This window comes from Variovorax sp. FG153 (assembly GCF_057809595.1).
Genome location: NZ_JBMDKG010000055.1, coordinates 33220 through 55315, shown reverse-complemented (window position 1 = coordinate 55315; position 22096 = coordinate 33220). Strand labels below are relative to the sequence as shown.

Annotated in this window: 18 protein-coding genes; 8 read left to right on the top strand and 10 right to left on the bottom strand. The window is 71.1% G+C overall.

The features are described 5' to 3' along the window. Window positions 1–228: 228 nt before the first annotated feature. Complete coding sequence (locus ACODT0_RS36315) at window positions 229–3543, top strand: efflux RND transporter permease subunit (protein ID WP_489043470.1); 3315 nt, start codon at window positions 229–231, stop codon at window positions 3541–3543. 44 nt (window positions 3544–3587) lie between these two features. Beyond that, window positions 3588–5048: an efflux transporter outer membrane subunit gene (locus ACODT0_RS36310; RefSeq protein ID WP_489043471.1), complete on the top strand. Its 1461-nt coding sequence runs from the start codon at window positions 3588–3590 to the stop codon at window positions 5046–5048. Window positions 5049–5176: 128 nt separating this feature from the next. Here ACODT0_RS36310 and ACODT0_RS36305 read toward each other — a convergent pair whose 3' ends face one another. Both ACODT0_RS36305 and ACODT0_RS36300 read right to left on the bottom strand, forming a co-directional pair. After that, window positions 5177–5542 carry an SPW repeat protein gene (locus ACODT0_RS36305; RefSeq protein WP_057592842.1) on the bottom strand — a complete coding sequence of 122 codons (366 nt, stop codon included), beginning with the start codon at window positions 5540–5542 and terminating at the stop codon, window positions 5177–5179. An 86-nt stretch (window positions 5543–5628) separates the two neighbouring features. Continuing rightward, complete coding sequence (locus tag ACODT0_RS36300) at window positions 5629–6495, bottom strand: MurR/RpiR family transcriptional regulator (RefSeq protein ID WP_057592841.1); 867 nt, start codon at window positions 6493–6495, stop codon at window positions 5629–5631. Window positions 6496–6668: 173 nt separating this feature from the next. Between ACODT0_RS36300 and ACODT0_RS36295 the strand changes: the two genes are divergently transcribed. From ACODT0_RS36295 to ACODT0_RS36285, 3 genes are read left to right on the top strand one after another with little or no spacing between them, the layout of a single operon-like run. Continuing rightward, window positions 6669–8003, top strand: a complete 1335-nt coding sequence (locus tag ACODT0_RS36295; RefSeq protein WP_489043469.1) for an aspartate aminotransferase family protein — start codon at window positions 6669–6671, stop codon at window positions 8001–8003. Window positions 8004–8058: 55 nt separating this feature from the next. Next, window positions 8059–8958: an amino acid ABC transporter substrate-binding protein gene (locus ACODT0_RS36290; protein ID WP_413762872.1), complete on the top strand. Its 900-nt coding sequence runs from the start codon at window positions 8059–8061 to the stop codon at window positions 8956–8958. Between the two features lie 16 nt (window positions 8959–8974). Then, window positions 8975–9637, top strand: coding sequence for an aspartate/glutamate racemase family protein (locus ACODT0_RS36285; protein ID WP_489043468.1), 663 nt, complete (start codon window positions 8975–8977; stop codon window positions 9635–9637). On the opposite strand, the gene ACODT0_RS36280 is transcribed toward ACODT0_RS36285, so the two are convergent. After that, the gene (locus ACODT0_RS36280) at window positions 9629–10537 is read right to left on the bottom strand and encodes a hypothetical protein (RefSeq protein WP_057592837.1); all 909 of its coding nucleotides are present in this window, start codon (window positions 10535–10537) and stop codon (window positions 9629–9631) included. The two genes, ACODT0_RS36285 and ACODT0_RS36280, sit on opposite strands and share 9 nt — an antisense overlap. 205 nt (window positions 10538–10742) lie before the next feature. Here ACODT0_RS36280 and ACODT0_RS36275 point away from each other — a divergent pair, with 205 nt between their 5' ends. Next, window positions 10743–11570: an undecaprenyl-diphosphate phosphatase gene (locus tag ACODT0_RS36275; RefSeq protein WP_057592836.1), complete on the top strand. Its 828-nt coding sequence runs from the start codon at window positions 10743–10745 to the stop codon at window positions 11568–11570. A 17-nt stretch (window positions 11571–11587) separates the two neighbouring features. On the opposite strand, the gene ACODT0_RS36270 is transcribed toward ACODT0_RS36275, so the two are convergent. Both ACODT0_RS36270 and ACODT0_RS36265 read right to left on the bottom strand, forming a co-directional pair. Beyond that, window positions 11588–13510: a sensor histidine kinase gene (locus tag ACODT0_RS36270; RefSeq protein ID WP_479670386.1), complete on the bottom strand. Its 1923-nt coding sequence runs from the start codon at window positions 13508–13510 to the stop codon at window positions 11588–11590. Continuing rightward, window positions 13420–14169 (bottom strand): response regulator transcription factor, encoded by a 750-nt coding sequence (locus ACODT0_RS36265; RefSeq protein WP_489043467.1) that lies wholly within the window; start codon window positions 14167–14169, stop codon window positions 13420–13422. The genes ACODT0_RS36270 and ACODT0_RS36265 overlap by 91 nt, the downstream gene beginning before the upstream one ends. A gap of 99 nt (window positions 14170–14268) precedes the next feature. Here ACODT0_RS36265 and ACODT0_RS36260 point away from each other — a divergent pair, with 99 nt between their 5' ends. After that, the gene (locus ACODT0_RS36260) at window positions 14269–14784 is read left to right on the top strand and encodes an MOSC domain-containing protein (protein ID WP_057592834.1); all 516 of its coding nucleotides are present in this window, start codon (window positions 14269–14271) and stop codon (window positions 14782–14784) included. 1 nt (window position 14785) lies between these two features. On the opposite strand, the gene ACODT0_RS36255 is transcribed toward ACODT0_RS36260, so the two are convergent. Then, window positions 14786–15754 carry a tripartite tricarboxylate transporter substrate-binding protein gene (locus ACODT0_RS36255; RefSeq protein ID WP_489043466.1) on the bottom strand — a complete coding sequence of 323 codons (969 nt, stop codon included), beginning with the start codon at window positions 15752–15754 and terminating at the stop codon, window positions 14786–14788. A 16-nt stretch (window positions 15755–15770) separates the two neighbouring features. Continuing rightward, window positions 15771–16454 carry a DJ-1/PfpI family protein gene (locus ACODT0_RS36250; RefSeq protein WP_296729976.1) on the bottom strand — a complete coding sequence of 228 codons (684 nt, stop codon included), beginning with the start codon at window positions 16452–16454 and terminating at the stop codon, window positions 15771–15773. A gap of 156 nt (window positions 16455–16610) precedes the next feature. On the opposite strand from ACODT0_RS36250, the gene ACODT0_RS36245 reads away from it, so the two are divergent. Continuing rightward, a complete protein-coding gene (locus ACODT0_RS36245) occupies window positions 16611–17606 on the top strand; it encodes a GlxA family transcriptional regulator (protein WP_296729977.1) in 996 nt (331 codons plus the stop codon). A gap of 7 nt (window positions 17607–17613) precedes the next feature. Here ACODT0_RS36245 and ACODT0_RS36240 read toward each other — a convergent pair whose 3' ends face one another. The 3 genes from ACODT0_RS36240 to mutS are packed head-to-tail and all read right to left on the bottom strand — an operon-like array spanning window position 17614 to window position 21888. Beyond that, window positions 17614–18417, bottom strand: coding sequence for an alpha/beta hydrolase (locus tag ACODT0_RS36240; protein ID WP_489043465.1), 804 nt, complete (start codon window positions 18415–18417; stop codon window positions 17614–17616). 5 nt (window positions 18418–18422) lie between these two features. Continuing rightward, complete coding sequence (locus ACODT0_RS36235) at window positions 18423–19262, bottom strand: proteasome-type protease (RefSeq protein WP_057592829.1); 840 nt, start codon at window positions 19260–19262, stop codon at window positions 18423–18425. 28 nt (window positions 19263–19290) lie between these two features. Then, window positions 19291–21888, bottom strand: a complete 2598-nt coding sequence (gene mutS, locus ACODT0_RS36230) for a DNA mismatch repair protein MutS (protein WP_057592828.1) — start codon at window positions 21886–21888, stop codon at window positions 19291–19293. Window positions 21889–22096 lie beyond the last annotated feature (208 nt).

The following is a 22096-nucleotide window of genomic DNA, read 5'->3' as shown; positions in this document are numbered from 1 at the left end:
TGAGCGAAGCGAGTTCTGCGAGACCCCGCGAAACGCGAGCACCGCAGGTTGCCCGCAGCTTCGCTGCGGGTCGCAGACAGTGGGGTCGCCTTTCTTTGCTTACTTTCTTTGGCGAGACAAAGAAAGTGAGTCGCCCGCCGGGGCGAGACCCGGCCTACGCCCTCTGCAAGAGGCAGACCGGCAGCAAGCCAACACGCCTAAGCAGGGAATCAAAGAAGGAGGCAAGAGATGAACCTCTCCCGCCCCTTCGTCCGCCGCCCCATAGGCACAGTCCTCCTGACCATAGGCGTGGCCCTGGCAGGCATCGCAGCCTTCTTCGTCCTCCCGGTCTCCCCCCTACCGCAAGTCGACTACCCCGTCATCTCGGTCCGCGCCTCCATCCCGGGCGCCAGCCCCGAGACCATGGCCACGAGCGTCGCCACGCCCCTCGAACGCCACCTGGGCACCATCGCCGGCGTCAACGAGATGACCTCGACCAGCTCGGTCGGCTCCACCCGCGTCACCCTGCAGTTCGACCTCAGCCGCAACATCGACGGCGCCGCGCGCGAGGTGCAGGCCGCGATCAACGCGAGCCGCGTCGACCTGCCCGCCACCCTGCGCAGCAACCCGACCTACCGCAAGGCCAACCCCGCCTCGTCGCCGGTCATCATCCTGGCGCTGACCTCCAAGACCAAGACCCCGGGCCAGATCTACGACGCCGTGTCGAACATCGTGAGCCAGCGGCTGTCGCAGGTCGACGGCGTGGGCGACGTGGAGATCGGCGGCGGGTCGCTGCCGGCCGTGCGCATCGAGCTGCTGCCGTTCGCGCTCAACCGCTACGGCATCAGCACCGAGGACGTGCGTGCCGCGATCCAGGCCTCGAACGCGAACCGGCCCAAGGGCATGGTGCAGGGCGAAGGGCGCAAGCTGCAGGTCTATACCCAGACGCCGGCGCTGCGCGCGAGCGACTACGCCACCATGCTGGTGGCCTGGCGCAACGGCGCGGCGGTGCGGCTGGCCGATGTGGCCGAGGTCTACGACGGCGTCGAGGACACGCGCACGCTGGGCCTGTTCAACGGCGAACCGGCGGTGATCGTGCTGATCACGCGCCAGCCCTCGGCCAACATCATCGAGACGGTCGACGGCGTGCGCGCGCTGCTGCCCGAACTGCAGTCTCAGCTGCCGCCCGACGTCGAGCTGCGCGTGGCCTCCGACAGCACCAGCTCGATCCGTGCCTCGCTGCACGAGGTCGAGTTCACGCTGGTGGCCTCGGTGCTGCTGGTGGTGCTGGTGGTCAGCCTGTTCCTGCGCAGCGCGCGCGCCACGGTGGTGCCCGCCGTGGCCACGGTGGTCGCGCTGCTCGGCACCTTCGGCGTGATGTACCTGCTGGGCTTCAGCCTCAACAACCTGAGCCTGATGGCGCTCACGGTGGCCACGGGCTTCGTGGTCGACGACGCGATCGTGGTGCTCGAGAACACCAGCCGCCACATCGAGGCCGGCATGACGCGCATGAAGGCCGCGCTGCTCGGCGCCAAGGAGGTGGGCTTCACGGTGCTGTCGATCAGCGTGTCGCTGGTGGCGGTGTTCATTCCGCTGCTGTTCATGGGCGGCCAGGTCGGGCGGCTGTTCCGCGAGTTCGCGGTCACGCTGTCGGCGGCGGTGATGATCTCGCTGGTCATCTCGCTGACCACCACGCCGATGATGTGCGCCTGGCTGCTCAAGCGCGGCGGCGAGGCCGAGAAGAGCAAGCCGCGCGGCCGGCTCGCGCGCTGGTCGGAGCGCAGCTACGAATGGGTGCTCAAGCGCTACGAGGTCAGCCTCGACTGGGCGCTCGACAGCAAGGCACTGGTGACGCTGATCCTGCTGGCGGTGATCGGGCTCAACGTCTACCTGTTCAGCGCGGCGCCCAAGGGCTTCTTCCCGCAGCAGGACAGCGGCCAGCTCAACGGCGGCCTGCGCGCCGACCAGAGCATCTCCTCGCAGGCGCTCGCGGCCAAGCTGCGCGAGGTGGTCGACATCATCCGGCGCGACCCGGCGGTCGACACGGTCACGGGCTTCATCGGCGGCTCGCGCGCGGGCGGCGGCTTCATGTTCGTCAACCTCAAGCCCGTGGACCAGCGCACGGAGAGCGGGATGGCCGTGATCGCGCGGTTGCGGCCGCAGCTCAATCAGGTGACCGGCCTGCGCGTGTTCCTCAACACGGTGCAGGACGTGCGCTCGGGCGGGCGCTCGAGCAACTCCACCTACCAGTACACGCTCAAGAGCGACAACCTGGCCGACCTGCGCACCTGGGCCGGCAAGCTGGCCGACGAGCTGCGGCTGCAGCCGAACCTCACGGACATCGACACCGACCAGGACCAGAACGGCGTGGAAACGGTGGCCGAGGTCGACCTCGACAGCGCGCGCCGGCTCGGCCTGACCTCGCAGGCGGTGGACAACGCGCTCTACAACGCCTTCGGCCAGCGTCAGGTGGCGACCATCTACACCGAGCTCAACCAGTACCACGTGGTGATGGAATGGGCGCCGCGCTACACGCGCAGCCCGAACGCGCTGCGCGACATCTACGTGCCGGCCACGCGCACCTCGGTGGTGGCGGGCCAGACCGTGACCACGCAGGTGGCGGCCAACGGCACGACCAACCAGTCGACCTCGGTGGCCACCACCAACACGGCCACGGCCTCGAAGACCGGTACCGCCTCGACCGCCTCGAGCACCACGCCCTCGGTGCCGGTGTCGGCCAACGCGGGCTCGCGCAACGCCTCCACCGGCAACGTGCTGAGCAACACGCCGACCGCGCTGGTGCCGCTGTCCTCGGTGGCGAAGTTCGTCGAGCGCTCGGTCGCGACCTCGGTGAGCCACGAGGACGGCGAACTGGCCACCACGATCTCGTTCAACCTGGCCGAGGGCGCCAACCTCGGCGATGCGCGCGAGGCCATCGCCAAGGCCGAGGCCAACATCGCGATGCCGATCAACGTGCGCGGCTCCTTCGCGGGCACGGCGCTCGCGGCGCAGCAGTCGCAGGGCCAGCAGGCGATGCTGATCCTGGCCGCGCTGGTGGTCATCTACATCGTGCTGGGCATCCTCTACGAGAGCCTGGTGCACCCGATCACCGTGCTGTCGACGCTGCCCTCGGCCGGCGTGGGTGCGGTGCTGGCGCTGCTGATGTTCCGCATGGAGTTCTCCATCATCGCGCTGATCGGCGTGTTCCTCCTGATCGGCATCGTGAAGAAGAACGCCATCCTGATCATCGACTTCGCGCTCGAGGCCGAGCGCTCGCGCGGCCTGAGCCCGCTGGAAGCGGTGCGCGAGGCCTGCCTGCTGCGCTTCCGCCCGATCCTCATGACCACCCTGGCGGCCGCGCTCGGCGCGTTGCCGCTGGCGATCGGCTTCGGCGAGGGCGCCGAGCTGCGCCGGCCGCTGGGCGTGGCGATCATCGGCGGGCTGATCGCCAGCCAGGTGCTGACCCTGCTCACCACGCCGGTGGTCTACCTGCTGCTCGACAAGCTGCGCCGCCGCGGCGCCGACGAGAGCCACCTGAGCCGCACGATGGAGGTCCAGCCATGACCGCAACGACAAAGACACCACGGCCCGCACGCGCCATCCGAAGAATGCCCGCCTCCCTGTTCCAGACCCCTTTCTTCCCGAAGCGCATCGCGCTGGCCGCGACCCTCGCGGCGCTGCTCGCGGGCTGCGCCGTCGGGCCGGCCTACCAGGTGCCCGTCGCCGTGTCGCCCGCGGGCTGGAAGGAGCAGAAGACCGCCGAGGGCTGGCTGCCGGCCGCGCCGGCCGACACGCTCGAGCGCGGCGAATGGTGGAAGCTCTTCGGCGATCCGTTGCTCGACGAGCTCGCGGGCCGGGTGCAGGTGTCGAACCAGAACATCGCGGCCGCGGTCGCCAACTATGCGCAGGCGCAGGCGCTGGTGCGCGGCGAGCGCGCGGCGCTGTTCCCCTCGGTCTCGCTGAGCGGCAGCGGCAAGCGCAGCGGCAACATCGGCGGCGACAGCAATGCCTCGAACAATTTCTCCGCCTCGCTCGCGGCCGACTGGTCGCCCGACGTCTGGGGCCGGCTGCGCGCGGCGGTCAGCAGCGCGCAGGCCAATGCGCAGGCCAGCGAGGCCGACCTCGCGGCCGCGCGGCTGTCGGCGGTGGGCGCGGTCGCGACCAACTACTTCTCGCTGCGCGAGGCCGATGCCGAGATGGTGCTGCTCGACGAGACCATCGAGGGCTACCAGCGCGCCTACGAGATCACCAACAACCGCTACCAGGCCGGCATCGCCGCGCAGACCGACGTGCTGCAGGCGCAGACCCAGCTCGTGAACGCGCGCGCCGAGCGCGTCGGCCTGCAGCGCACGCGCGCCACCTACGAGCATGCGATCGCGGTGCTCGTGGGCGCGGCGCCGGCCGACTTCAGCCTGGCGGCCGCGAAGTGGACGCCGAGCGTGCCGGGCGTGCCGAGCGGCGTGCCCTCGACGCTGCTGCAGCGCCGCCCCGACATCGCGGCGGCCGAGCGCTCGGTGGCCGCGGCCAATGCGCAGATCGGCATCGCGCGCGCGGCCTACTTCCCGAACTTCAGCCTCAACGCCTCGGTCTCGAGCAATGCGAGCAAGGTCAAGGACCTGTTCAATGCCTCGAACACCCTGTGGGCGCTCGGGCTGTCGGTGGCGCAGGTGGTGTTCGACGCGGGCGCCATCGAGGCCAACGTCGACTCGGCCAAGGCCAGCCACGAGGCGGCGGTGGCGCGCTACCGCCAGACCGTGCTCGCGGCCTTCCAGGCGGTGGAGGACCAGCTCAGCGCGGGCGCCACGCTGGCGCAGCAGGAAGGGCTGCGGCGCGAGGCCTCGGCCGCGGCCGACAAGACCGAGCAGCAGCTGCTCAACCGCTACCGCGCGGCGCAGGTCAACTACACCGACGTCGTGACCGCGCAGGTGGCCGCGCTCAATGCGCGCCGCACGCTGGTGCAGCTGCAGGTCAACCGCCAGACCTCGGCGATCGCGCTGATCCAGGCGCTCGGCGGCGGCTGGCACGCCGAGTGGATGGCCGACGCCGGCACGCAGCCCGCCACGCGCTGAACGCGCCGGTGGGGTACGGGCCGGGAAAGGGTGGCGGACGCACGCGGCTGCGCGCGCGCCCCTGAAGTCGCCGCCGCGCCGCGCGTGTTCTCGCGGCCGGCGGCGTTCGAAGCCGGACCTTCAGCGGTTCAATGGGCCGGGCGGTCCGTCATGCCGCCGAGATAGTCCTTGTCGGTCACCAGCACCCACAGCGCCAGCACCAGGATCGCCGCGGCCACGAACACCGCGTTGACCAGCGCCACCTCGAGCGTGCCGAAGCCCAGCACCCACGGCGACACCGCGAGCCAGACTGCGAGCGCGGCCTCGGTCCACTCTTCCCAGGCCTTCGGCACGAAGGTCGCCCCCAGTGCCACGGCACCGAGCACGAGCCCGGTGACGATCGCGCCCCACATGGCGAGCGCATGGCCCTGGAAACCCAGGACCCAGGGCGAGACGACCAGCCAGACGCCGAGGACGACGTTGACCGGGTCTTGCCAATGCTTCACTTGCTTCATGGTCTTTACCTCCTGTCGCGGCGACAGCAGGACGCGCGACCGCGACCGGGGTTGGACTGCGTGGCTTTGCCGGTGGTTCCGCGCGCTCAGCCGCCGCGCGCCACCGGCGGCACCAGGTAGGCTCCCGACTCGAACAGCTGCGCCTCGGCCTGGTCGATGCGCCGGATCACGGCCTTGCCCGCGCGGCTCGCGAGCAGCTCGACCAGCGCCTCGGCCACGGCCACGCCCGCGGCCACCGAGGGAAAGAACGAGGGGCTGTGGATGGTGAACAGCAGGGTCTCGTCGGCGCGCAGCGAAATCGGCGAGCCGAGGCTGTCGGTCAGCGCCACGATGCGGGCGCCCGCGGCCTTGGCGGCCTCGGCCACCTGCAGCGCCTCGCGCGAGTAGGGCGCGAAGCTCGCGATCAGCACCACGTCGCCGCGCCCGAAGGCGCGCTGCTGCATCTCGAGCGTGCCGCCCTGGCCGTCGACCAGGTGCACGCTGCCGCGAAAGAGCCGGTACACGTAGACGAAGGAGAAGGCGATCGGGTAGCAGGCGCGAAAGCCGGCCGCGTGCACCGCGGGCGCCTTCTCCATCAGCGCGCAGACCTTCTGCAGCGCCGCTTCGCTCTGCTGCTGCGTGGTCTCGAGGTTGCGCCGCTGCACCTCGAACATCTCGCCGGTCAGGCCGCGGTCGCGCGCGCGGCCCACGAGCTGCTGGGCGCGCGCGCCGTAGGCCTCGGCGCCCAGGCCCATGTCGGCGGCGAAGGCGGCCTTGAGCTGCGGCCAGCCGTCGAAGCCCAGCGTCTGGGCGAAGCGCACCAGCGTGGCGGGCGTGCTCTGCGCGCGCGTGCCGATGTTGCGCATCGAGCCCGTGACCACCTCGTTCGGATGGTCGAGCACGTAGCGCGCCACCTGCTGCAGCGCGGGGCTCAGGTCGTCGAAGCGCTGGCGGATCTGGTCTCTGGCGCCCATGGCGGCGTTCCTCGTTGTCTCTGGCGTTGGAACGAATGTACCGGAGGCGCGCCCGGCGTTCCGGGCCGGGGCTGGAACGGGTGAAGCGAGTGGAACGGTTGACGGAACAAATGTTCCAAGAAATAATTCACCCGAAACGTTGGTTCCAAATTCCATCCGCCGGTCTCCACGCCATGACGCACGTCTTCCATCGCCATCTCCGCCAGACCCCGCCCGTCGCCACGGGCTCGCATGGCCTCTACATCCGCGACGCCGAGGGCCGCGAATACCTCGATGCCTCGGGCGGCGCGGCCGTGTCCTCGCTGGGCCACGCGCATCCCGAGGTGCTGGCCGCGATGCATGCGCAGATCGACCGGCTGGCCTATGCCCACACCAGCTTCTTCACCAGCGAGGTGGCCGAGCGCCTGGCCGACGAGCTGATCGGCGCGGCGCCCGAAGGCATGAGCCATGCCTACCTCGTGAGCGGCGGTTCCGAGGCGGTGGAGGCGGCGCTCAAGATGGCGCGCCAGTACTTCGTGGAGATCGGCCAGCCGCAGCGCACCCACTTCATCGCGCGGCGGCAGAGCTACCACGGCAACACGCTGGGCGCGCTCGCGGTCGGCGGCAATGCCTGGCGGCGCGAGCCCTTCGCGCCGATCCTGGTGCCGGCCACGCATGTGTCGCCCTGCTATCCCTACCGCGAGCAGCGCGCCGACGAGAGCCCCGCGCAGTACGGCCAGCGGCTCGCGAACGAGCTCGAGGCCGCGATCCTCGCGCAGGGCGCCGACCGCGTGATCGCCTTCGTCGCCGAGACCGTGGGCGGCGCCACCGCGGGCGTGCTGGTGCCGGTGCCCGGCTACTTCCAGGCGGTGCGCGCGGTCTGCGACAGGTACGGCGTGCTGCTGATCCTCGACGAGGTGATGTGCGGCATGGGCCGCACCGGCACCTTGCATGCCTGCGAGCAGGAAGGCGTGGTGCCCGACCTGATGACCATCGCCAAGGGCCTGGGCGGCGGCTACCAGCCGGTGGGCGCGGTGCTCGCGCAGCGCCGGGTGGTCGAGGCGATGTCGCAGGGCAGCGGCTTCTTCCAGCATGGCCACACCTACCTCGGCCATCCGATGGCCTGCGCGGCCGCGCTCGCGGTGCAGCAGACGATACGGCGCGAAGGCCTGGTCGCGAAGGTGCGCGAGGACGGCACGGCCTTCGGCGCGATGCTGGCCGAGGCGCTCGGCGCGCATCCGCACGTGGGCGACATCCGCGGCCGCGGCTTCTTTTGGGGCCTCGAGCTGGTGGCCGAGCGCGCGGGCAAGACGCCCTTCGATCCCGCACTCAAGCTGCATGCGGCCGTCAAGAAGGAGGCGATGGCGCGCGGGCTGCTGTGCTATCCCTTCGGCGGCACGGTCGACGGCCGCCAGGGCGACCACGTGCTGCTCGCGCCGCCCTTCGTCGCCACGCGCGACGAACTGCGCGAGATCGTCGCGCGTCTCGCCGATGCCATCGACGCGGTCACGCGCCGCGCCGCGGGCTGAGTCCGCGCTTCTTCCTTCCCTTTTTCTTTCACCCACCGCCTCGAGGAGCACCTCCATGCCCAAGCCACGCCTGCCGTTTTCCTTCCTGCTCGCTGCCGCCCTCGTGCTGCCGGCGCTCTGCGCGAGCGCGCAGGAGAGCGACACCCTCGCCAAGATCAAGGCCAGCGGCGCCATCACCTTCGGCTACCGCGAATCCTCGTTCGGCTTCTCGTACCTCGACGCCAACCTCAAGCCGATCGGCTACAGCATCGAGATCTGCAAGCGCATCGTGGAAGCGCTGAAGAGCGAACTCAAAATGCCGGCGATCGAGATCCGCTACCAGGCCGTGACCTCGGCCAACCGCATCCCGCTGGTGCAGAACGGCACGGTCGACATCGAGTGCGGCTCCACCACCAACCTGGTCGAGCGCCAGAAGCTGGTGGCCTTCTCGCCCGACATCTTCCGCTACAACGTGCGCATGCTCGTGAAGGCCGATTCGGGCATCAAGAGCATCGCCGACCTGCAGGGCAAGACCGTGGTGACCACCACCGGCACCACCTCGTTCCGGCTGCTGCGCGAAGCCGACAAGGGCCGCAACCTCGAGGTCACGAGCCTCGGCGGCAAGGACCACAGCGACTCCTTCCTGCTGGTGGAGAGCGGCCGCGCGCAGGCCTTCGTGCTCGACGACATCCTGCTGGCCGGCCAGCTCGCGAACGCGCGCAACCCGAAGGATTTCGTGATCACCGGCGAGAGCCTGCGCACCGAGAACCAGTCGCTGATGTTCCGCAAGGACGATCCGGCCTTCAAGGCCATCGTCGACCGCGTGGTCTCGGGCATGATGAAGTCCGGCGAGATGGAGACTCTCTACGGCAAGTGGTTCACCTCGCCCATTCCGCCCAAGGGCATCAACATCAACTACCCGCTCAACGCCGAGACGAAGGACGCCTTCGCCAATCCCTCGTCGAAGGGCATCTGAGCCGCATCGCGTTCCCATGACCCGCATCGCCCTGATCCACGCGCTCGCGCATTCGGTTGCACCCATCAACGACGCCTTCGCGCGCGACTGGCCGCAGGCGCTGCGCATGAACCTGCTCGACGACAGCCTGTCGGCCGATCTCGCGCGCGGCGGGCGCGGGCTCGACGCGGCCATGCACGAGCGCTTCCAGCGGCTCGCGCAGTACGCGGTCGACACCGGCGCCGAGGGCATCCTCTTCACCTGCTCGGCCTTCGGTTCCTGCATCGAGGCGGTGGCGCGGCGCCATGCGCCGCTGCCGGTGCTCAAGCCCAACGAGGCGATGGTGGAAGAGGCGGTGCAGGCACTGCGCGAGGCCGGCCCCGGCGCGCGGCTCGGGCTGATCGCCAGCTTCGCGCCCACGCTGGCCTCGATGCCGCCCGAATTCCCGGCCGGCGTCGCGCTGGTGCCGGCACTCGCCGAAGGGGCGCTCGAGGCGCTGAATGCGGGCGACGGGGCGCGGCACGATGCGTTGATCGCCAAGCAGGCCGAGGCCTTGCGCGCGCAGGGCTGCAGCCACATCGCGCTCGCGCAGTTCAGCATGGCGCGCGCACGCGCGGCCTGCGAGAGCGCCTCGGGGCTGCCGGTGCTGACCACGGTCGACAGCGCGGTGCGCGCGCTGCGCCGGCGCACCTCAGGCTGAACGGTCGCCGCGCAGCAGCGTGTAGATCGCGGTGGCGGCGAGCTGCGCCGCGTCGCTGCGCCCGAGCGTGCGCGGGCGTCCGGTCGCGCGGTCCGCGGCCTGCAGGCCCTCGGCCAGGCGGCGGTAGATCTCGGCCGAAGGCATGGTGCCGCTGGTGCCCAGCGCATCGCAGTAGGTCTCGACCAGCAGTTCGTTGAGGCGTTCGCACTCGGCATTCGAGAGCTTCATCGCATCGCCGTCGAACAGCGTCGCCACCGCGTGCATCAGGTAGGCCTGGGTTTCGAGCGAGAAGCCCTGCTGCCGTACGCAGTCCTCCATCGCGCTCCAGAAGCAGGGGCCCGAGGTGCGGCGCCAGCTCTCGAGGATGCGGCGCGCGCGCGCCGTGAGGTCGGCCTGCGGGTCGCGCGGCGCGCAGGGCCGCAGCGCCAGGCCCTGCAGCGCGAGCGCGGGGGCGGCGTCGGCGCCGCCGAGCAGGAAGCTCCAGAGCTGCCAGCGCACATACCACTTGCGGTCGTGGGCGGGGTCGAGCGCCTGCGTCAGGCCGCGCTCGATGTATTCGGCCGCACCGGCCGTCTGCCAGGCCATGTGCCCGTCTTCCAGGTCCAGCGGCTGCATGCGCTGCGACATCCGGTCGGCCGCGACCTGGCCTTCGGCGACCAGCGTGGCGCCGCGGCCGCGGCGGTCGATCTCGCCCAGGCAGCGCGCGAGCCGTTCCAGTTCGCCGGTCGAGGCACCCGTGGCGCGGGTGGCGCGGGACAGGGCCGCCTGCCGGTCGGTCTCGCGGCGGCGCGCACCGTGGCGCGCATGCGCGGCGTAATCGTCGGCGGTCGACGCATGCTCCTCGAGGCACAGCAGCAGTTCGTGGGCGTCTTTTTCGCGCTCGGGCGCGGGGGCGAGCATGCAATGTCCTTCGGTTGGCCGTCGGCGCGGGACGCCGGCGCGATGGGACTGTGACCGCGCCCGGCGGTCGGCGCCATCCCCCAAACTAGGTATGTCATAGAACGATACGAAGATGGGTGAACGGGCCACGGCGGCGGCCCGCGGAGCCTGAACCGGACCTGACCGGCTCCCTCGCGATAATTGCCGCTCTTTCAAGGAGTACGCGTTGGATATCGTTCTGCTGGTCAAGGCCGCCGTCATGGGCATCGTGGAGGGGCTGACCGAATTTCTGCCGATCTCGTCGACCGGCCACCTGATTCTTGCGGGCTCGCTGCTCGGCGGCTTCGACGACGAGCGCGGCAAGGTGTTCGAGATCGCGATCCAGACCGGCGCGATCTTCGCGGTGATCATGGTCTATTGGCAGAAGATCCGCTCGACCGTGGTGGCGCTGCCGCGCCAGGCCAAGGCGCAGCGCTTCGCGCTCAACGTGCTGATCGGCTTCCTGCCCGCGGTGGTGCTGGGCCTGCTGTTCGGCAAGGTGATCAAGGAACACCTGTTCACGCCGGCCGTGGTGGCCAGCACCTTCATCATCGGCGGCTTCATCATCCTGTGGGCCGAGAAGCGGCCGCCGGGCTCGGTGCGGGTCGAGAACGTCGACGACATGACGCCCTGGGACGCCCTCAAGGTCGGCCTGGTGCAGTGCTTCGCGATGGTGCCGGGCACCAGCCGCAGCGGCTCCACCATCATCGGCGGCATGCTGCTGGGGCTGTCGCGCCAGGCGGCCACCGACTTCTCGTTCTTCCTCGCGATCCCGACGCTGATCGGCGCCGGCGTCTACAGCCTCTACAAGGTGCGCTCGCTGCTGTCGGTGGCCGACATCCCGCTGTTCGCCGTCGGCCTGCTGTTCTCGTTCCTCAGTGCCTGGCTGTGCGTGCGCTGGCTGCTGCGCTACATCAGCTCGCACAGCTTCGTTCCCTTCGCCTGGTATCGCATCGCCTTCGGCATCCTGATCCTCGTCACCGCCTGGCAGGGCTGGATCGTCTGGGCCGAGTGAGGCCCTAGCCTGTCGTCTCAGACGGCGCCGACCGGCATCCGCAGCCCGACGCGGGTGGCGCCCGGCGCCGAGGCGATCTCGAAGGCCCCGCCCAGCCGCCGCGCCCGCGTGCGCAGGCTGCGCAGGCCGGTGCCCTCGGGCCGCGGCGGCGCCTCGGGCTCGAAGCCGCGGCCGTCGTCGCGCACCTCCAGCCGCAGCTGGCCGTTCTCTTCCACCAGCGACACGTCGACCCGCCGCGCGCCGCTGTGGCGCAGCACGTTGGTCAGCGCCTCCTGCAAAAAACGCAGCAGGTCGAGGTTCTGCGAGGGCGCGAGCGTCAGCGCCTGCAGGCCTTCCACGCGCCAGCGGCATTCGATGCCGTTGGCCTCGAGCAGTTGCGTGAGCCGGTGCCGCAGCGGCGCGACCAGGTCCGCGAGCGCGTGCGCGCCGTCGTCGCGGCCGTTGGTGTCGATGATCAGCCGCAGGTCGTCGCGCAGCCGCTTGAGCATGGCCAGCAGCTGAGGTGCGCTCAGGTGCTCGGGCGTGCGCTCCAGCGTCGCGATGCTGCCCACCAGCATGCCGCCCAGGCCGTCGTGCAGGTCGCTCGCGAGGTTCACGCGCTCGCCGATGCGCGCATGCGCGAGTTCCAGCGCATGGCGCTGCGACAGCGTGGCCGCGAGCTCGTCCTTGGCGGCGTTCACCTCCTGGATCAGCTCGGTGTTGAAGTTCTCGATCCGGCGCAGGCTCTGCACGAAGCGCCCGGCCTGCGTCAGCGCCATGCCCAGCAGCAGCGCGTAGGACGACATGGTCGTGTAGTAGGTGTTGCTGTCGATCACCTGGGTGAACACCAGCAGGTCGTGCGCGCCCGTGAGTCCCGACACCGCCATGAAGGGCGCGAGCGAACGCATCGGGCTGCCGCGGTGGCGCCAGGCGTGGACGATGGCGGCGCTGTTGACCACGATGATCGTGAGCCCGCCCACCAGCGTCCACACCGCGCGGTGCAGCGGCAGCGCCGCGGGCGCGGCCAGCCACAGGTCGAGCACGCCGATCGCCGCCGCCAGCAGCGAGGCGCCCTCGAGCAGCGGCATGCGGCGCTCGCAGAAGCGCAGCGCGAACACCGCGTAGGCGGTGCTGAAGACCAGCAGCAGCGAGGTGTTGAGCGCCTGCCAGGCCGAGGTGGTGGCGAAGGGCCAGGGGCTGGTGGCGATCTGGTTGTAGCCGAACAGCAGCCACAGCATGGACATCAGCGCGAACCAGCCGTAGGCGGTCTCGCGCCGCCGCAGCAGCCACAGCGCCGCGAAGAAGGCCGACACCGCCGCGCTGACCGCGAGGCCCAGCACCTGCAGGTCGCGCCGCACCACGCGCTCGCGTTCGTAGGTGGCCTGCAGCACGGCCGGCGGTCCGACCACGACGGGCCCGAGCCCGGCCTGGTAGACCGCGAGCCCGGAGACGCGCACCAGCAAGGTGTTGGTGCCCGTGCGCAGCAGCGGCGGTGCCAGCAGCCAGTAGCGCGGCGTGTTCCAGGCCCGCGTGAGCGGCTCGACCAGGCTGGCGTCGCGCGAGATCGGCGTGCCGTTGAGGTACACGGCGCCGGCCATGTTGAGGTAGTGCAGCAGCAGGCCGGTTTCGCGCGGCTCGGCGGGCTGTTCCCAGCGCAGCCGGTACCAGGCCACGCCGTCGAAGCCGCTCCAGCGGTCGGCCCAGTTGTCGGGCAGGGCGGCGACCGGCTCCCAGCCGTCCTCGGGCGGACGGGTGTCGTTCCAGCCGGCGGCGCGCACGGCCTCGATGCGCAGCGCGGGGAAGTCCTGGGCCAGTGCGCCGTGCGCGCACAGCAGCAGCGCCAGCGCCGCGGCCAGGCGGCGCAGGAAGCTCAGCGCAGCAGCCCGTGCAGCCGCGCCTGGTACACCGCCTCGGTGCGCGATCCGACGGCCAGCTTGCGGTAGATGTTCTTGGTGTGGCATTCCACGGTCAATCGGGAGATCGAGAGCATTTCGGCCATGTCGCGGTTGCTGAGGCCTTGCGACACCAGTTCGAGGATGCGGTGCTCGCGCCGGCTCAGCAGCGCAGACGAGGCCCCCGCCGAGGCGGGCAGCAGCTCGCCCGGCTGGGTGTCGGCGGTCATGGCCGGGACCGGCAGCGATGCCGGCAGCGCGCTCGGCTGGAGCGTGAGCCAGCCCAGGATGCGCCGCGCGATCGCGGGATCGATCGGCGCGCCGCCCTGCGCGATGCTGCGCAGCGCGATGCCGAGCTCGAGGTCGTCGCGTTCCTTCAGCAGGTAGCCGATGGCGCCCGCGCGCAGCGCCGCGAAGATGGTTTCCTCGGTGCGGTAGGCCGAGATCACCACGGCCGGCAGCCGCGGATGGTGCGCGCGCAGCCAGCCGATCAGGTCGACGCCGCTGCCGTCGGGCAACCCGATGTCGACCAGCGCCACGCCGAAGCTGCGTCCGGCCAGCAGCGCCTGCGCCGAGGCCACGCTGTCGGCCCAGGCGATCTGCGGCGCGGTGCAGCCCAGCGTGCCGAGCACATGGGCCAGCCGCTGCTGCATGGCCGGATCGTCCTCGACCACCAGCGCGGGGGTCAGCGACACGGGTTCTGGGGTTTCCGGAAGAGGCGTGGACATGGCGGCGGGCGTTTTCCCTGGATTGTCGCCAGTTATTGCAATTTGTATCGCCGTCGTGGTTTTCCTGGCGTCCGCCGGGAGCCACGGACAATCGCGCGCATGCCCGACCTTCGCGAACTCATGCGCCAGTTTCCGCGCGCCGGCCGCCTCGAGGCCGTCTACCTGCGACCCGCGCGGCGCCAGCCGGTGCAGGCCGTCGAGGGCGCGCGGGCGCTCGCGGGCCTGGGACTGGAAGGCGACCGCGCGAGCGCGGCCCGGCCCGGCGGCAAGCGCCAGGTCACGCTGATCCAGGCCGAGCACCTGAGCGCGATCGCCGCGCTGGCCGGCCATGCGGCCGTCGACGCCGCGCTGCTGCGGCGCAACCTTGTGGTGTCGGGCCTGAACCTGATCGCCGCGCGCTCGCTGTTCCGCGACCAGCCGCTGGTGCTGCGGCTCGGCGACACGGTGCGGCTCGAGATCACGGGCCCGTGCGAGCCCTGCTCGCGCATGGAGGAGCTGCTGGGCCCAGGCGGCTACAACGCGATGCGCGGCCATGGCGGGCTGACCGCGCGCGTGCTCGCGGGCGGCCCCTTGCGCGCGGGCGACGCGGTGCGCTGCGAGCCCGCCGAGGTCTGACTCAGAGCCTGAAGCCCGAATCCTTCACGAGCTGCCCGAGCATGCGGTCGATCTTCGCGAGCCGCTCGCCCTGGTCGGCCGGCGTGCCGGGCACGGTCGTCATGTCGAGGCCCCTGAACTTCTCGACCACCTCGGGCTGCGCGAGCACCTGCGCCAGCGCGGCGTTGTAGCGCGCCACCGTGGCCTCGGGCACGCCGGCGCCCGCGTAGAGGCCCAGCAGCTCGGTGAGCTCCATGCCGGGCAGGCCTGCCTCCTCGAACGAGGGCACCTCGGGCAGCAGCGGCGTGCGCCGCGTCGACGCGAGGATGCGCAGCCGGCCGTTGCGGTGGTAGGGCAGGAAGTCCGACACGCTGGTGATCGCGCCGTGCAGCGTGCCGCCGAGCAGGTCGGGCAGCATCGGCGCCGAGCCCTTGTAGGGCACGGGCAGGCTCTCGACCTGGAAGTGGCGCGCGATCCGGCTCGCCATGAACTCGGGCGCGCTGGCCGCGGCCGGCACGCCGATGGCGGCGTCGCCGCGGTGCGTGGCCAGCCAGCGCCCGAAGGCCGCGAGGTTCGAGGCGTTGGTGGTCGCGGGATTCGTCGCGAGCGCCAGCTCGAAGGTGGCGACGCTGCCCACGGGCCGGAAGTCGCGCGTGGTCGAGAAGCCCGGGTTCTTCACCGTCAGCGGCACCGTCGCCACCGTGTGGGTGTTGGTCAGCATCAGCACCGAGCCGTCGGCCGGCGCGGCCTTGAGCGCGATCGCCGCGAGCTGGCCGCCGGCGCCGGGCCGGTTGTCGACCACCACCGGCTGCTGCAGCTGCAGTGCGAGCTTCTCGGCCACGATGCGCGCGGCGATGTCGGCCGGGCCGCCGGCCGCGTAGCCGACGAGGATGCGGATCGGGTTGCCTTCGGCCCGCGCACGCAGGAAGGGCGCGGCCAGCAGGCCGGCGCCGAGGGCCAGTGCCGAGCGGCGGGGCAGGGACGTGGTCATGTCGTCCTCCCTCGCTTCAGGCGGTCACCGGGGCCGTGCGCCCGATGCGCGCCAGGATCGCGCGCCGCTCGGCCACCACGCCGGCCACGCGCGCGCGCGCCGCCTCGACGATGTGGGCCGGCGCCTTGGCCGGCGCGCCGCTGTCGAACGGCGGCTGCGGGTCGTATTCGGCGAACAGCTGGATCGCGCGCGCCGTGTCGTCGTCGGTGGCCTGCGCGATCGCGCGCAGCGCGCAGTCGATGCCCGAGGTCACGCCGGCGCCGGTGATGCGGTTGCGGTCGACCACCACGCGCTGGTCGCGCGGCGTCGCGCCGACCATCGCCAGCAGTTCGTGCGAGGCCCAGTGGCAGGTGGCCTCGTAGCCCTCGAGCAGGCCGGCCACGCCCAGCAGCAGCGGGCCGGTGCAGATGCCGACCACCCAGTGCGCGCCGCGGCCCTGGCGCGCGAGGAAGTCGACCGTCTCGCGGTCCTCGAACAGCGCCGCGACGCCGGGGCCGCCGGGCACCACGAGCATGTCGAACTGCGGGCAGTCGGCCATCGCCCGCGTGGCGCGGAACTCCCAGCCGAGCTCGGTGCGGATCGGGTCGGTGTGCTTCCACACCAGCGAGAGGCTGGCGCCGGGAATGCGCACCAGCAGGTCCGCGGGCGCGACGTAGTCGGTCGCGGTGATGTCGGGAAAGACGAGCATGCCGATCTTCATGGGGAGACTCCAGGTGGTCCAGGTTGGGGATCGGCCCAGTCTAGGAAGCGGCGGGCTGGCATTCGAGACAATTGCCCCATCATTCCTGCCAGCCCTGGCGCGGCCCGCCGGCTTCGGTTCTGCTGCGTCTTTCTCTTTCGCGAAGGCAACGTCTCCATGTCGATCCTGCCCGTCTGGTTCGTGGTGTTCGAGCGCTTCCAGCTGCTCGACGTGTCGGGTCCGCTGCAGGTGTTCGCCACCGCCAACGACGAGCTGCGGCTCGCGGGCCGCGCGCCGGTCTACCGCACGCGCGTGCTGGCCGCGCAGGCGGGGCCGGTGGCGAGTTCGAGCGGGCTCGCGGTGCAGGCCGAGGCCTGGCCCGCGCGCGTGCGCCATGCCGAGGCGGGCACCAGCACCGTGGTCGCGCCCGGCGGCCCGGCCGCCTGGAACCCTTCGACGCAGCTCGGCGGTGGCGGCACCGAAGCCGCCGAGGCCTGGCTGCGCCGCCATGGCGCGCGCTTCGACCGCGTCGCCTCGGTCTGCACCGGCGCCTTCGTGCTGGGCCGCGCGGGCCTGCTCGACGGCTGCCGCGCCGCCACCCACTGGGGCGCCTGCGACGCGCTGAGCACCGCCTTTCCGCGCATCGAGGTGCAGCGCGACGCGATCTATTTCCGCGACGGCCGCCGCTGGACCTCGGCCGGCGTCACGGCCGGCATCGACATGGCGCTGGGCATGGTCGAGGCCGATCTCGGCCGCGCGATCGCCATCGGCGTGGCGAAGAAGCTGGTGGTGTTCTACAAGCGCCCGGGCGGGCAGTCGCAGTTCAGCAGCGCGCTGCTCGCGCAGGAGGCCGAGGACCCGCGCATCGAGTCGCTGCATGGCTGGATCGACGAGCACCTGCACGAGACGCTCGACGTGGCGCGGCTGGCCGACCGCATGGCGATGGCGCCGCGCACCTTCGCGCGCTTCTACCTGCAGCGCACCGGCGTCACGCCCGCGCATGCGGTCGAACGCATGCGGCTGGACCGCGCGACGCGGCTGCTCGAGTCGTCGGGCGCCAGCATCAAGGCGGTGGCGCAGCGCTGCGGTTTCGGGTCGGAGGAGATCATGCGGCGCGCGTTCCAGCGGCGCTTCGGGGTGCCGCCGCTCGATTACCGGGCGCGCTTCCGCTGAGGCCCTGTCAGCCCATCAGGTTGCGCAGCGCCGCCTCGATCGCGGCCGCCGTGGCCAGCGGCTTCTCCATCGGGAACAGGTGCGTGCCGTCGAGCATCGCGATGCGGCCCTTGGTCACCTGCTGCGTCATCGCCATGCCCACGCGCTTCATCTCGGCCGACTGGCGCCCGCCGATGAAGGCCGCCTTGCACTTGAGCGGATGGCTGCGCAGCAGCGCGCCGAGGTTGTGCGGCAGCGTGTTGTAGATGGCGGTCTCGACGTCGCGGTCGAAGCTCAGCGCGCGCGTGTCCTCGCTATCGAAGGTGCCGTGGTCGATGTAGTCGTGCAGCACCTGCTCGTCCCACTTGGCGAAGGCCTTCTTGCTGCGGAAATGCTCGAACACCGCCTCGCGGTGCTCCCAGCTGTTGCGGCGCCGGCGGCTGATCGCGCCCGGCGAGATGCTCTTCATGAGCGGCGTGCGCTTCACCATGTTGAGCGTGTTGGCGCGCCAGCCGCCGAGGATCGGCGAGTCGACCAGCACCACGCCGCGCGCCAGCTCGGGATGCCGCGCGGCGCACATCAGGCTCAGGAAGCCGCCGAGCGAATGGCCGACCAGGAACACCGGCCCGCCCGCGCGTTCGGCGCGCGGCCGCGCGAAGGCGGCCAGCTGCTCGACCAGGTGCGGCCAGTTGTCGGTGACGGGGTACTTCGGGTCGTGCCCGAATTTCTCGATGGCATCGACCTCGAAGCCGCGGTTGCGCAGGCTGTCGAGGACGACGCGGTAGGTGCTCGCGGGAAAGCTGTTGCCGTGCGAGAAGACGATCGGCGGCACGGGGTTCAGATGAGCTTTTCGTCGGGCGTGGAGATCTTGCGCAGCGCGCCGTGCCGCGTCGCCGGCATCTTCAGCGGATGCTCGGTGGCGCTGTCGTCCCACACCGGGTCCTCGATGCTGTCGAACACCTCGCGCAGCTTCTGGCCCCAGCTGTTGTGCACCATGCGGTAGTAGGGGTTGTCGGCGTCGATGCAGATCACGCGGTCGGTCTCGAGCTTGTTGGCCTCGTAGACCACGAGGTCCAGCGGCAGGCCGACCGAGAGGTTGGACTTCATGGTCGAGTCCATCGACACCAGCGCGCACTTGGCGGCCTCGTCGAGCGGGGTCTCGGGCGTGAGCACGCGGTCGAGCACCGGCTTGCCGTACTTCGATTCGCCGATCTGGAAGTACGGCGTCTCGGTCGTGGCCTCGATGAAGTTGCCGGCCGCGTAGACCAGGAACAGGCGCATGCCCTCGCCCTTGACCTGGCCGCCGAAGATGAACGAGACGTTGAAGTCCAGGCCCGCATGCTTGAGCGCCTCGGCATCGCGGTCGTAGACGTGGCGCACGGCCGAGCCGAGCACGCGCGCGGCATCGAACATGCTCTTGGCGTTCCAGATCGTGGTCGGCGTGCCGGGCTCGCCGTTTTCCTGTGTCTCGCGCAGTTCCTCGATCTGCAGGATCTCGCGCACCGACTGCGAGATGCTGAGGTTGCCCGAGGACAGCAGCACCATGACGCGGTCGCCGGGCTGCTCGTAGACGATCATCTTGCGGAAGGTGCTGATGTGGTCCACGCCCGCGTTGGTGCGCGAATCGGACAGGAACACCAGGCCGGCGTTGAGTTTGATGCCTACGCAATAAGTCATTTTTTCGTCTCGCAAGAGCAGTGCCTGCTCATGGGGCTCCGCGGTCGCGTGCATTCAGTTTCTGTAAGGCGTAGAGCGCGTCGAGGGCTTCGCGCGGGGTCATCGCGTCGGGGTCGAGCGCGGACAGCGCGGATTCTACGGCGCTGATCAGGGGGGTCTCGGAGGCCGGGGGCGGGGCGAACAGGTCGACCTGGGCCCGCGTCTGCGCATGCTGCGACTCGAGCGCTTCCAGCGCCTGGCGCGCATGGTTGACCACCGCCGCGGGCATGCCCGCCAGCCGCGCGACCTGGATTCCGTAGCTCTTGCTGGCCGGGCCGGGCTGCATCTCGTGCAGGAACACGATGTCGCGGCCGGCCTCGGTGGCGCTCACGTGCATGTTGACCGCGCCATGGTGCGTGGCCGGGAACTCCGTGAGCTCGAAGTAGTGGGTGGCGAACAGCGTGAAGGCCTTGGCCCGGTCGTGCAGCTGGGCCGCGATGCCGGCGGCCAGCGCCAGCCCGTCGAAGGTGCTGGTGCCGCGGCCGATCTCGTCCATCAGCACCAGCGACTGCGCGGTGGCGCCGTGCAGGATCTGCGCGGCCTCGGTCATCTCGAGCATGAAGGTCGACTGCGCGTTGGCCAGGTCGTCGGCCGCGCCGATGCGGGTGTGGATGGCGTCGATCGGCCCCAGGCGGCAGGCCGCGGCCGGCACGTGCGAGCCGATGGAGGCCAGCAGCACGATGATCGCCACCTGCCGCATGTAGGTCGACTTGCCGCCCATGTTGGGGCCGGTGATGACCTGCATGCGCTGCTGCGGGCCGAGCTGGGTGTCGTTGGCGATGAAGCCGCCCGAGGATTTCTCGGCCAGCCGCGCCTCGACCACCGGATGGCGGCCCTGCTGGATCTCGATGCATGGGTGCGAGACGAAGCTCGGCGCGCGCCAGTGCAGCGTGTGCGAGCGCTCGGCCAGCGCGCACAGCGCGTCGAGCGTGGCGAGCGCCGTGGCCAGGCGCGTGAGCGCGGGCACCGAGGCCTGCAGCGCGTCGAGCAGCTGCTCGTAGAGCCACTTCTCGCGCGCCAGCGCGCGGTCCTGCGCGCTCAGCGCCTTGTCCTCGAAGGCCTTGAGCTCGGGCGTGATGAAGCGCTCGGCGTTCTTCAGCGTCTGGCGCCGGCGGTAGTTGTCGGGCACCTTCGACAGCGCGCTCTGCGTGACCTCGATGTAGAAGCCGTGCACCCGGTTGAACTGCACGCGCAGGTTGCTGATGCCGGTGCGCTCGCGTTCGCTGACCTCGAGCTTGAGCAGGAAGTCGTCGCAGTTCTCGCTGATCTCGCGCAGCTCGTCGAGCTCGGCGTCGTGGCCGGTGGCGATCACGCCGCCGTCGCGCACCAGCGCGGCCGGGTCGGGCTTGATCGCGCTCGCCAGCAGCTCGGCGCAGCCCGGCGGCGGCGCCAGGCGTTCGGCGATCTGCGCCAGCAGCGCGGCCGCACCGGGCAGGGCGGGCGCGAGCTGCTCGGCCTTGGCCAGCGCCAGCCGCAGCGCCAGCAGTTCGCGCGGGCGCACCTGGCGCAGCGCGATGCGCGCCGCGATGCGTTCCACGTCGCTGGTGTTCTTGAGCTGCTCGCGCAGCGTGCGCCAGGGCGCGCCGGCGCCGCCGAGCACGGTGGCCTGCAGCGCGCCGATGGCCTCGAGCCGCGCCTGCGCGTCGCCGCGCTCGCGCCGCGGCGCCAGCAGCCAGCGCTTGAGCAGGCGGCTGCCCATGCCGGTCATGCAGGTGTCGAGCAGCGAGAACAGCGTGGGCGAGTCCTCGCCGCGCAGCGTCTGCACCAGCTCGAGGTTGCGCCGCGTGGTGGGCGGCAGCTCGATCAGGTCGCCGTCGCGCTCGACCGTGAGCCGCTGCAGGTGCGACAGCGCGCGGCCCTGCGTGTGCTCGGCATAGCCCAGCAGCGCGGCCGCCGCGGCATGGGCGTTGGTCAGCGATTCGGCGTTCCAGGCCGCCAGGCTCTGGCTACCCATCTGCTCGCTGAGCTTGCGCTCGCCCAGGCCGCCGTCGAACTGCCAGGCCGGCCGCACCGACAGCGTGAAGGGCGTGGCGCTGCGTGCCGCCTTGAGCCGCTGCTCGAAGGCCGGCGTGACCTCGGCGCCGTAGAGCAGTTCGCTCGGCGCGATGCGCGCGATCCAGGCCTCGAGCGCGTCGGCCGGGCATTCGGCCAGCCGCAGCTCGGCGCCGGTCACGCTGAGCCAGGCCAGGCCGCAGAAATTGCGCGTGCCGGCATGCACCGCGAGCAGCGTGGCATCGGCCTTGTCGTTGAGCAGCTCGGCATCGGTCAGCGTGCCGGGCGTGACCACGCGCACCACCTTGCGCTCGACCGGGCCCTTGGCGGCGCCGACCTCGCCGACCTGCTCGCAGATCGCCACCGATTCGCCGAGCTTGATGAGCCGCCCGAGGTAGGTGTCGACCGAGTGGAAGGGCACGCCGCACATCACCACCGGCTGCCCGGCCGACTGGCCGCGCTGGGTCAGCGTGATGTCGAGCAGGCGCGCGGCCTTCTCGGCGTCGGCCCAGAAGAGTTCGTAGAAATCGCCCATCCGGTAGAAGAGCAGGGTGTCCGGATGGTCCGCCTTGAGCCGGAGGTACTGGGCCATCATCGGCGTGTGGCCGGCGTAATCGGGGGCGGCTGCGGCGGGGGTATCTGTCACGGAATGGGCGCGTAAGCCATTGCTGGCGTTGGAGAAAGTGCTGTCTGAGGGTTCGGGCATGGGCGCATCGTCGCGAGGATCCCGGCCAGGCCGTGGCGCGGGGCGCCCGGTATTGTGGCCGACGCGCAAGCCGGTGGGCGGCGGGTGGCGAAGGGGA

Excerpts from the sequence above, each read along its gene's own strand:
- ACODT0_RS36315 (WP_489043470.1), top strand. The coding sequence starts at position 229 with ATGAACCTCTCCCGCCCCTTCGTCCGCCGCCCCATAGGCACAGTCCTC.
- ACODT0_RS36310 (WP_489043471.1), top strand. The coding sequence starts at position 3,588 with ATGCCCGCCTCCCTGTTCCAGACCCCTTTCTTCCCGAAGCGCATCGCG.
- ACODT0_RS36305 (WP_057592842.1), bottom strand. The coding sequence starts at position 5,542 with ATGAAGCAAGTGAAGCATTGGCAAGACCCGGTCAACGTCGTCCTCGGC.
- ACODT0_RS36300 (WP_057592841.1), bottom strand. The coding sequence starts at position 6,495 with ATGGGCGCCAGAGACCAGATCCGCCAGCGCTTCGACGACCTGAGCCCC.
- ACODT0_RS36295 (WP_489043469.1), top strand. The coding sequence starts at position 6,669 with ATGACGCACGTCTTCCATCGCCATCTCCGCCAGACCCCGCCCGTCGCC.
- ACODT0_RS36290 (WP_413762872.1), top strand. The coding sequence starts at position 8,059 with ATGCCCAAGCCACGCCTGCCGTTTTCCTTCCTGCTCGCTGCCGCCCTC.
- ACODT0_RS36285 (WP_489043468.1), top strand. The coding sequence starts at position 8,975 with ATGACCCGCATCGCCCTGATCCACGCGCTCGCGCATTCGGTTGCACCC.
- ACODT0_RS36280 (WP_057592837.1), bottom strand. The coding sequence starts at position 10,537 with ATGCTCGCCCCCGCGCCCGAGCGCGAAAAAGACGCCCACGAACTGCTG.
- ACODT0_RS36270 (WP_479670386.1), bottom strand. The coding sequence starts at position 13,510 with ATGCCACACCAAGAACATCTACCGCAAGCTGGCCGTCGGATCGCGCAC.
- ACODT0_RS36265 (WP_489043467.1), bottom strand. The coding sequence starts at position 14,169 with ATGTCCACGCCTCTTCCGGAAACCCCAGAACCCGTGTCGCTGACCCCC.
- ACODT0_RS36260 (WP_057592834.1), top strand. The coding sequence starts at position 14,269 with ATGCCCGACCTTCGCGAACTCATGCGCCAGTTTCCGCGCGCCGGCCGC.
- ACODT0_RS36255 (WP_489043466.1), bottom strand. The coding sequence starts at position 15,754 with ATGACCACGTCCCTGCCCCGCCGCTCGGCACTGGCCCTCGGCGCCGGC.
- ACODT0_RS36250 (WP_296729976.1), bottom strand. The coding sequence starts at position 16,454 with ATGAAGATCGGCATGCTCGTCTTTCCCGACATCACCGCGACCGACTAC.
- ACODT0_RS36245 (WP_296729977.1), top strand. The coding sequence starts at position 16,611 with ATGTCGATCCTGCCCGTCTGGTTCGTGGTGTTCGAGCGCTTCCAGCTG.
- ACODT0_RS36235 (WP_057592829.1), bottom strand. The coding sequence starts at position 19,262 with ATGACTTATTGCGTAGGCATCAAACTCAACGCCGGCCTGGTGTTCCTG.
- mutS (WP_057592828.1), bottom strand. The coding sequence starts at position 21,888 with ATGATGGCCCAGTACCTCCGGCTCAAGGCGGACCATCCGGACACCCTG.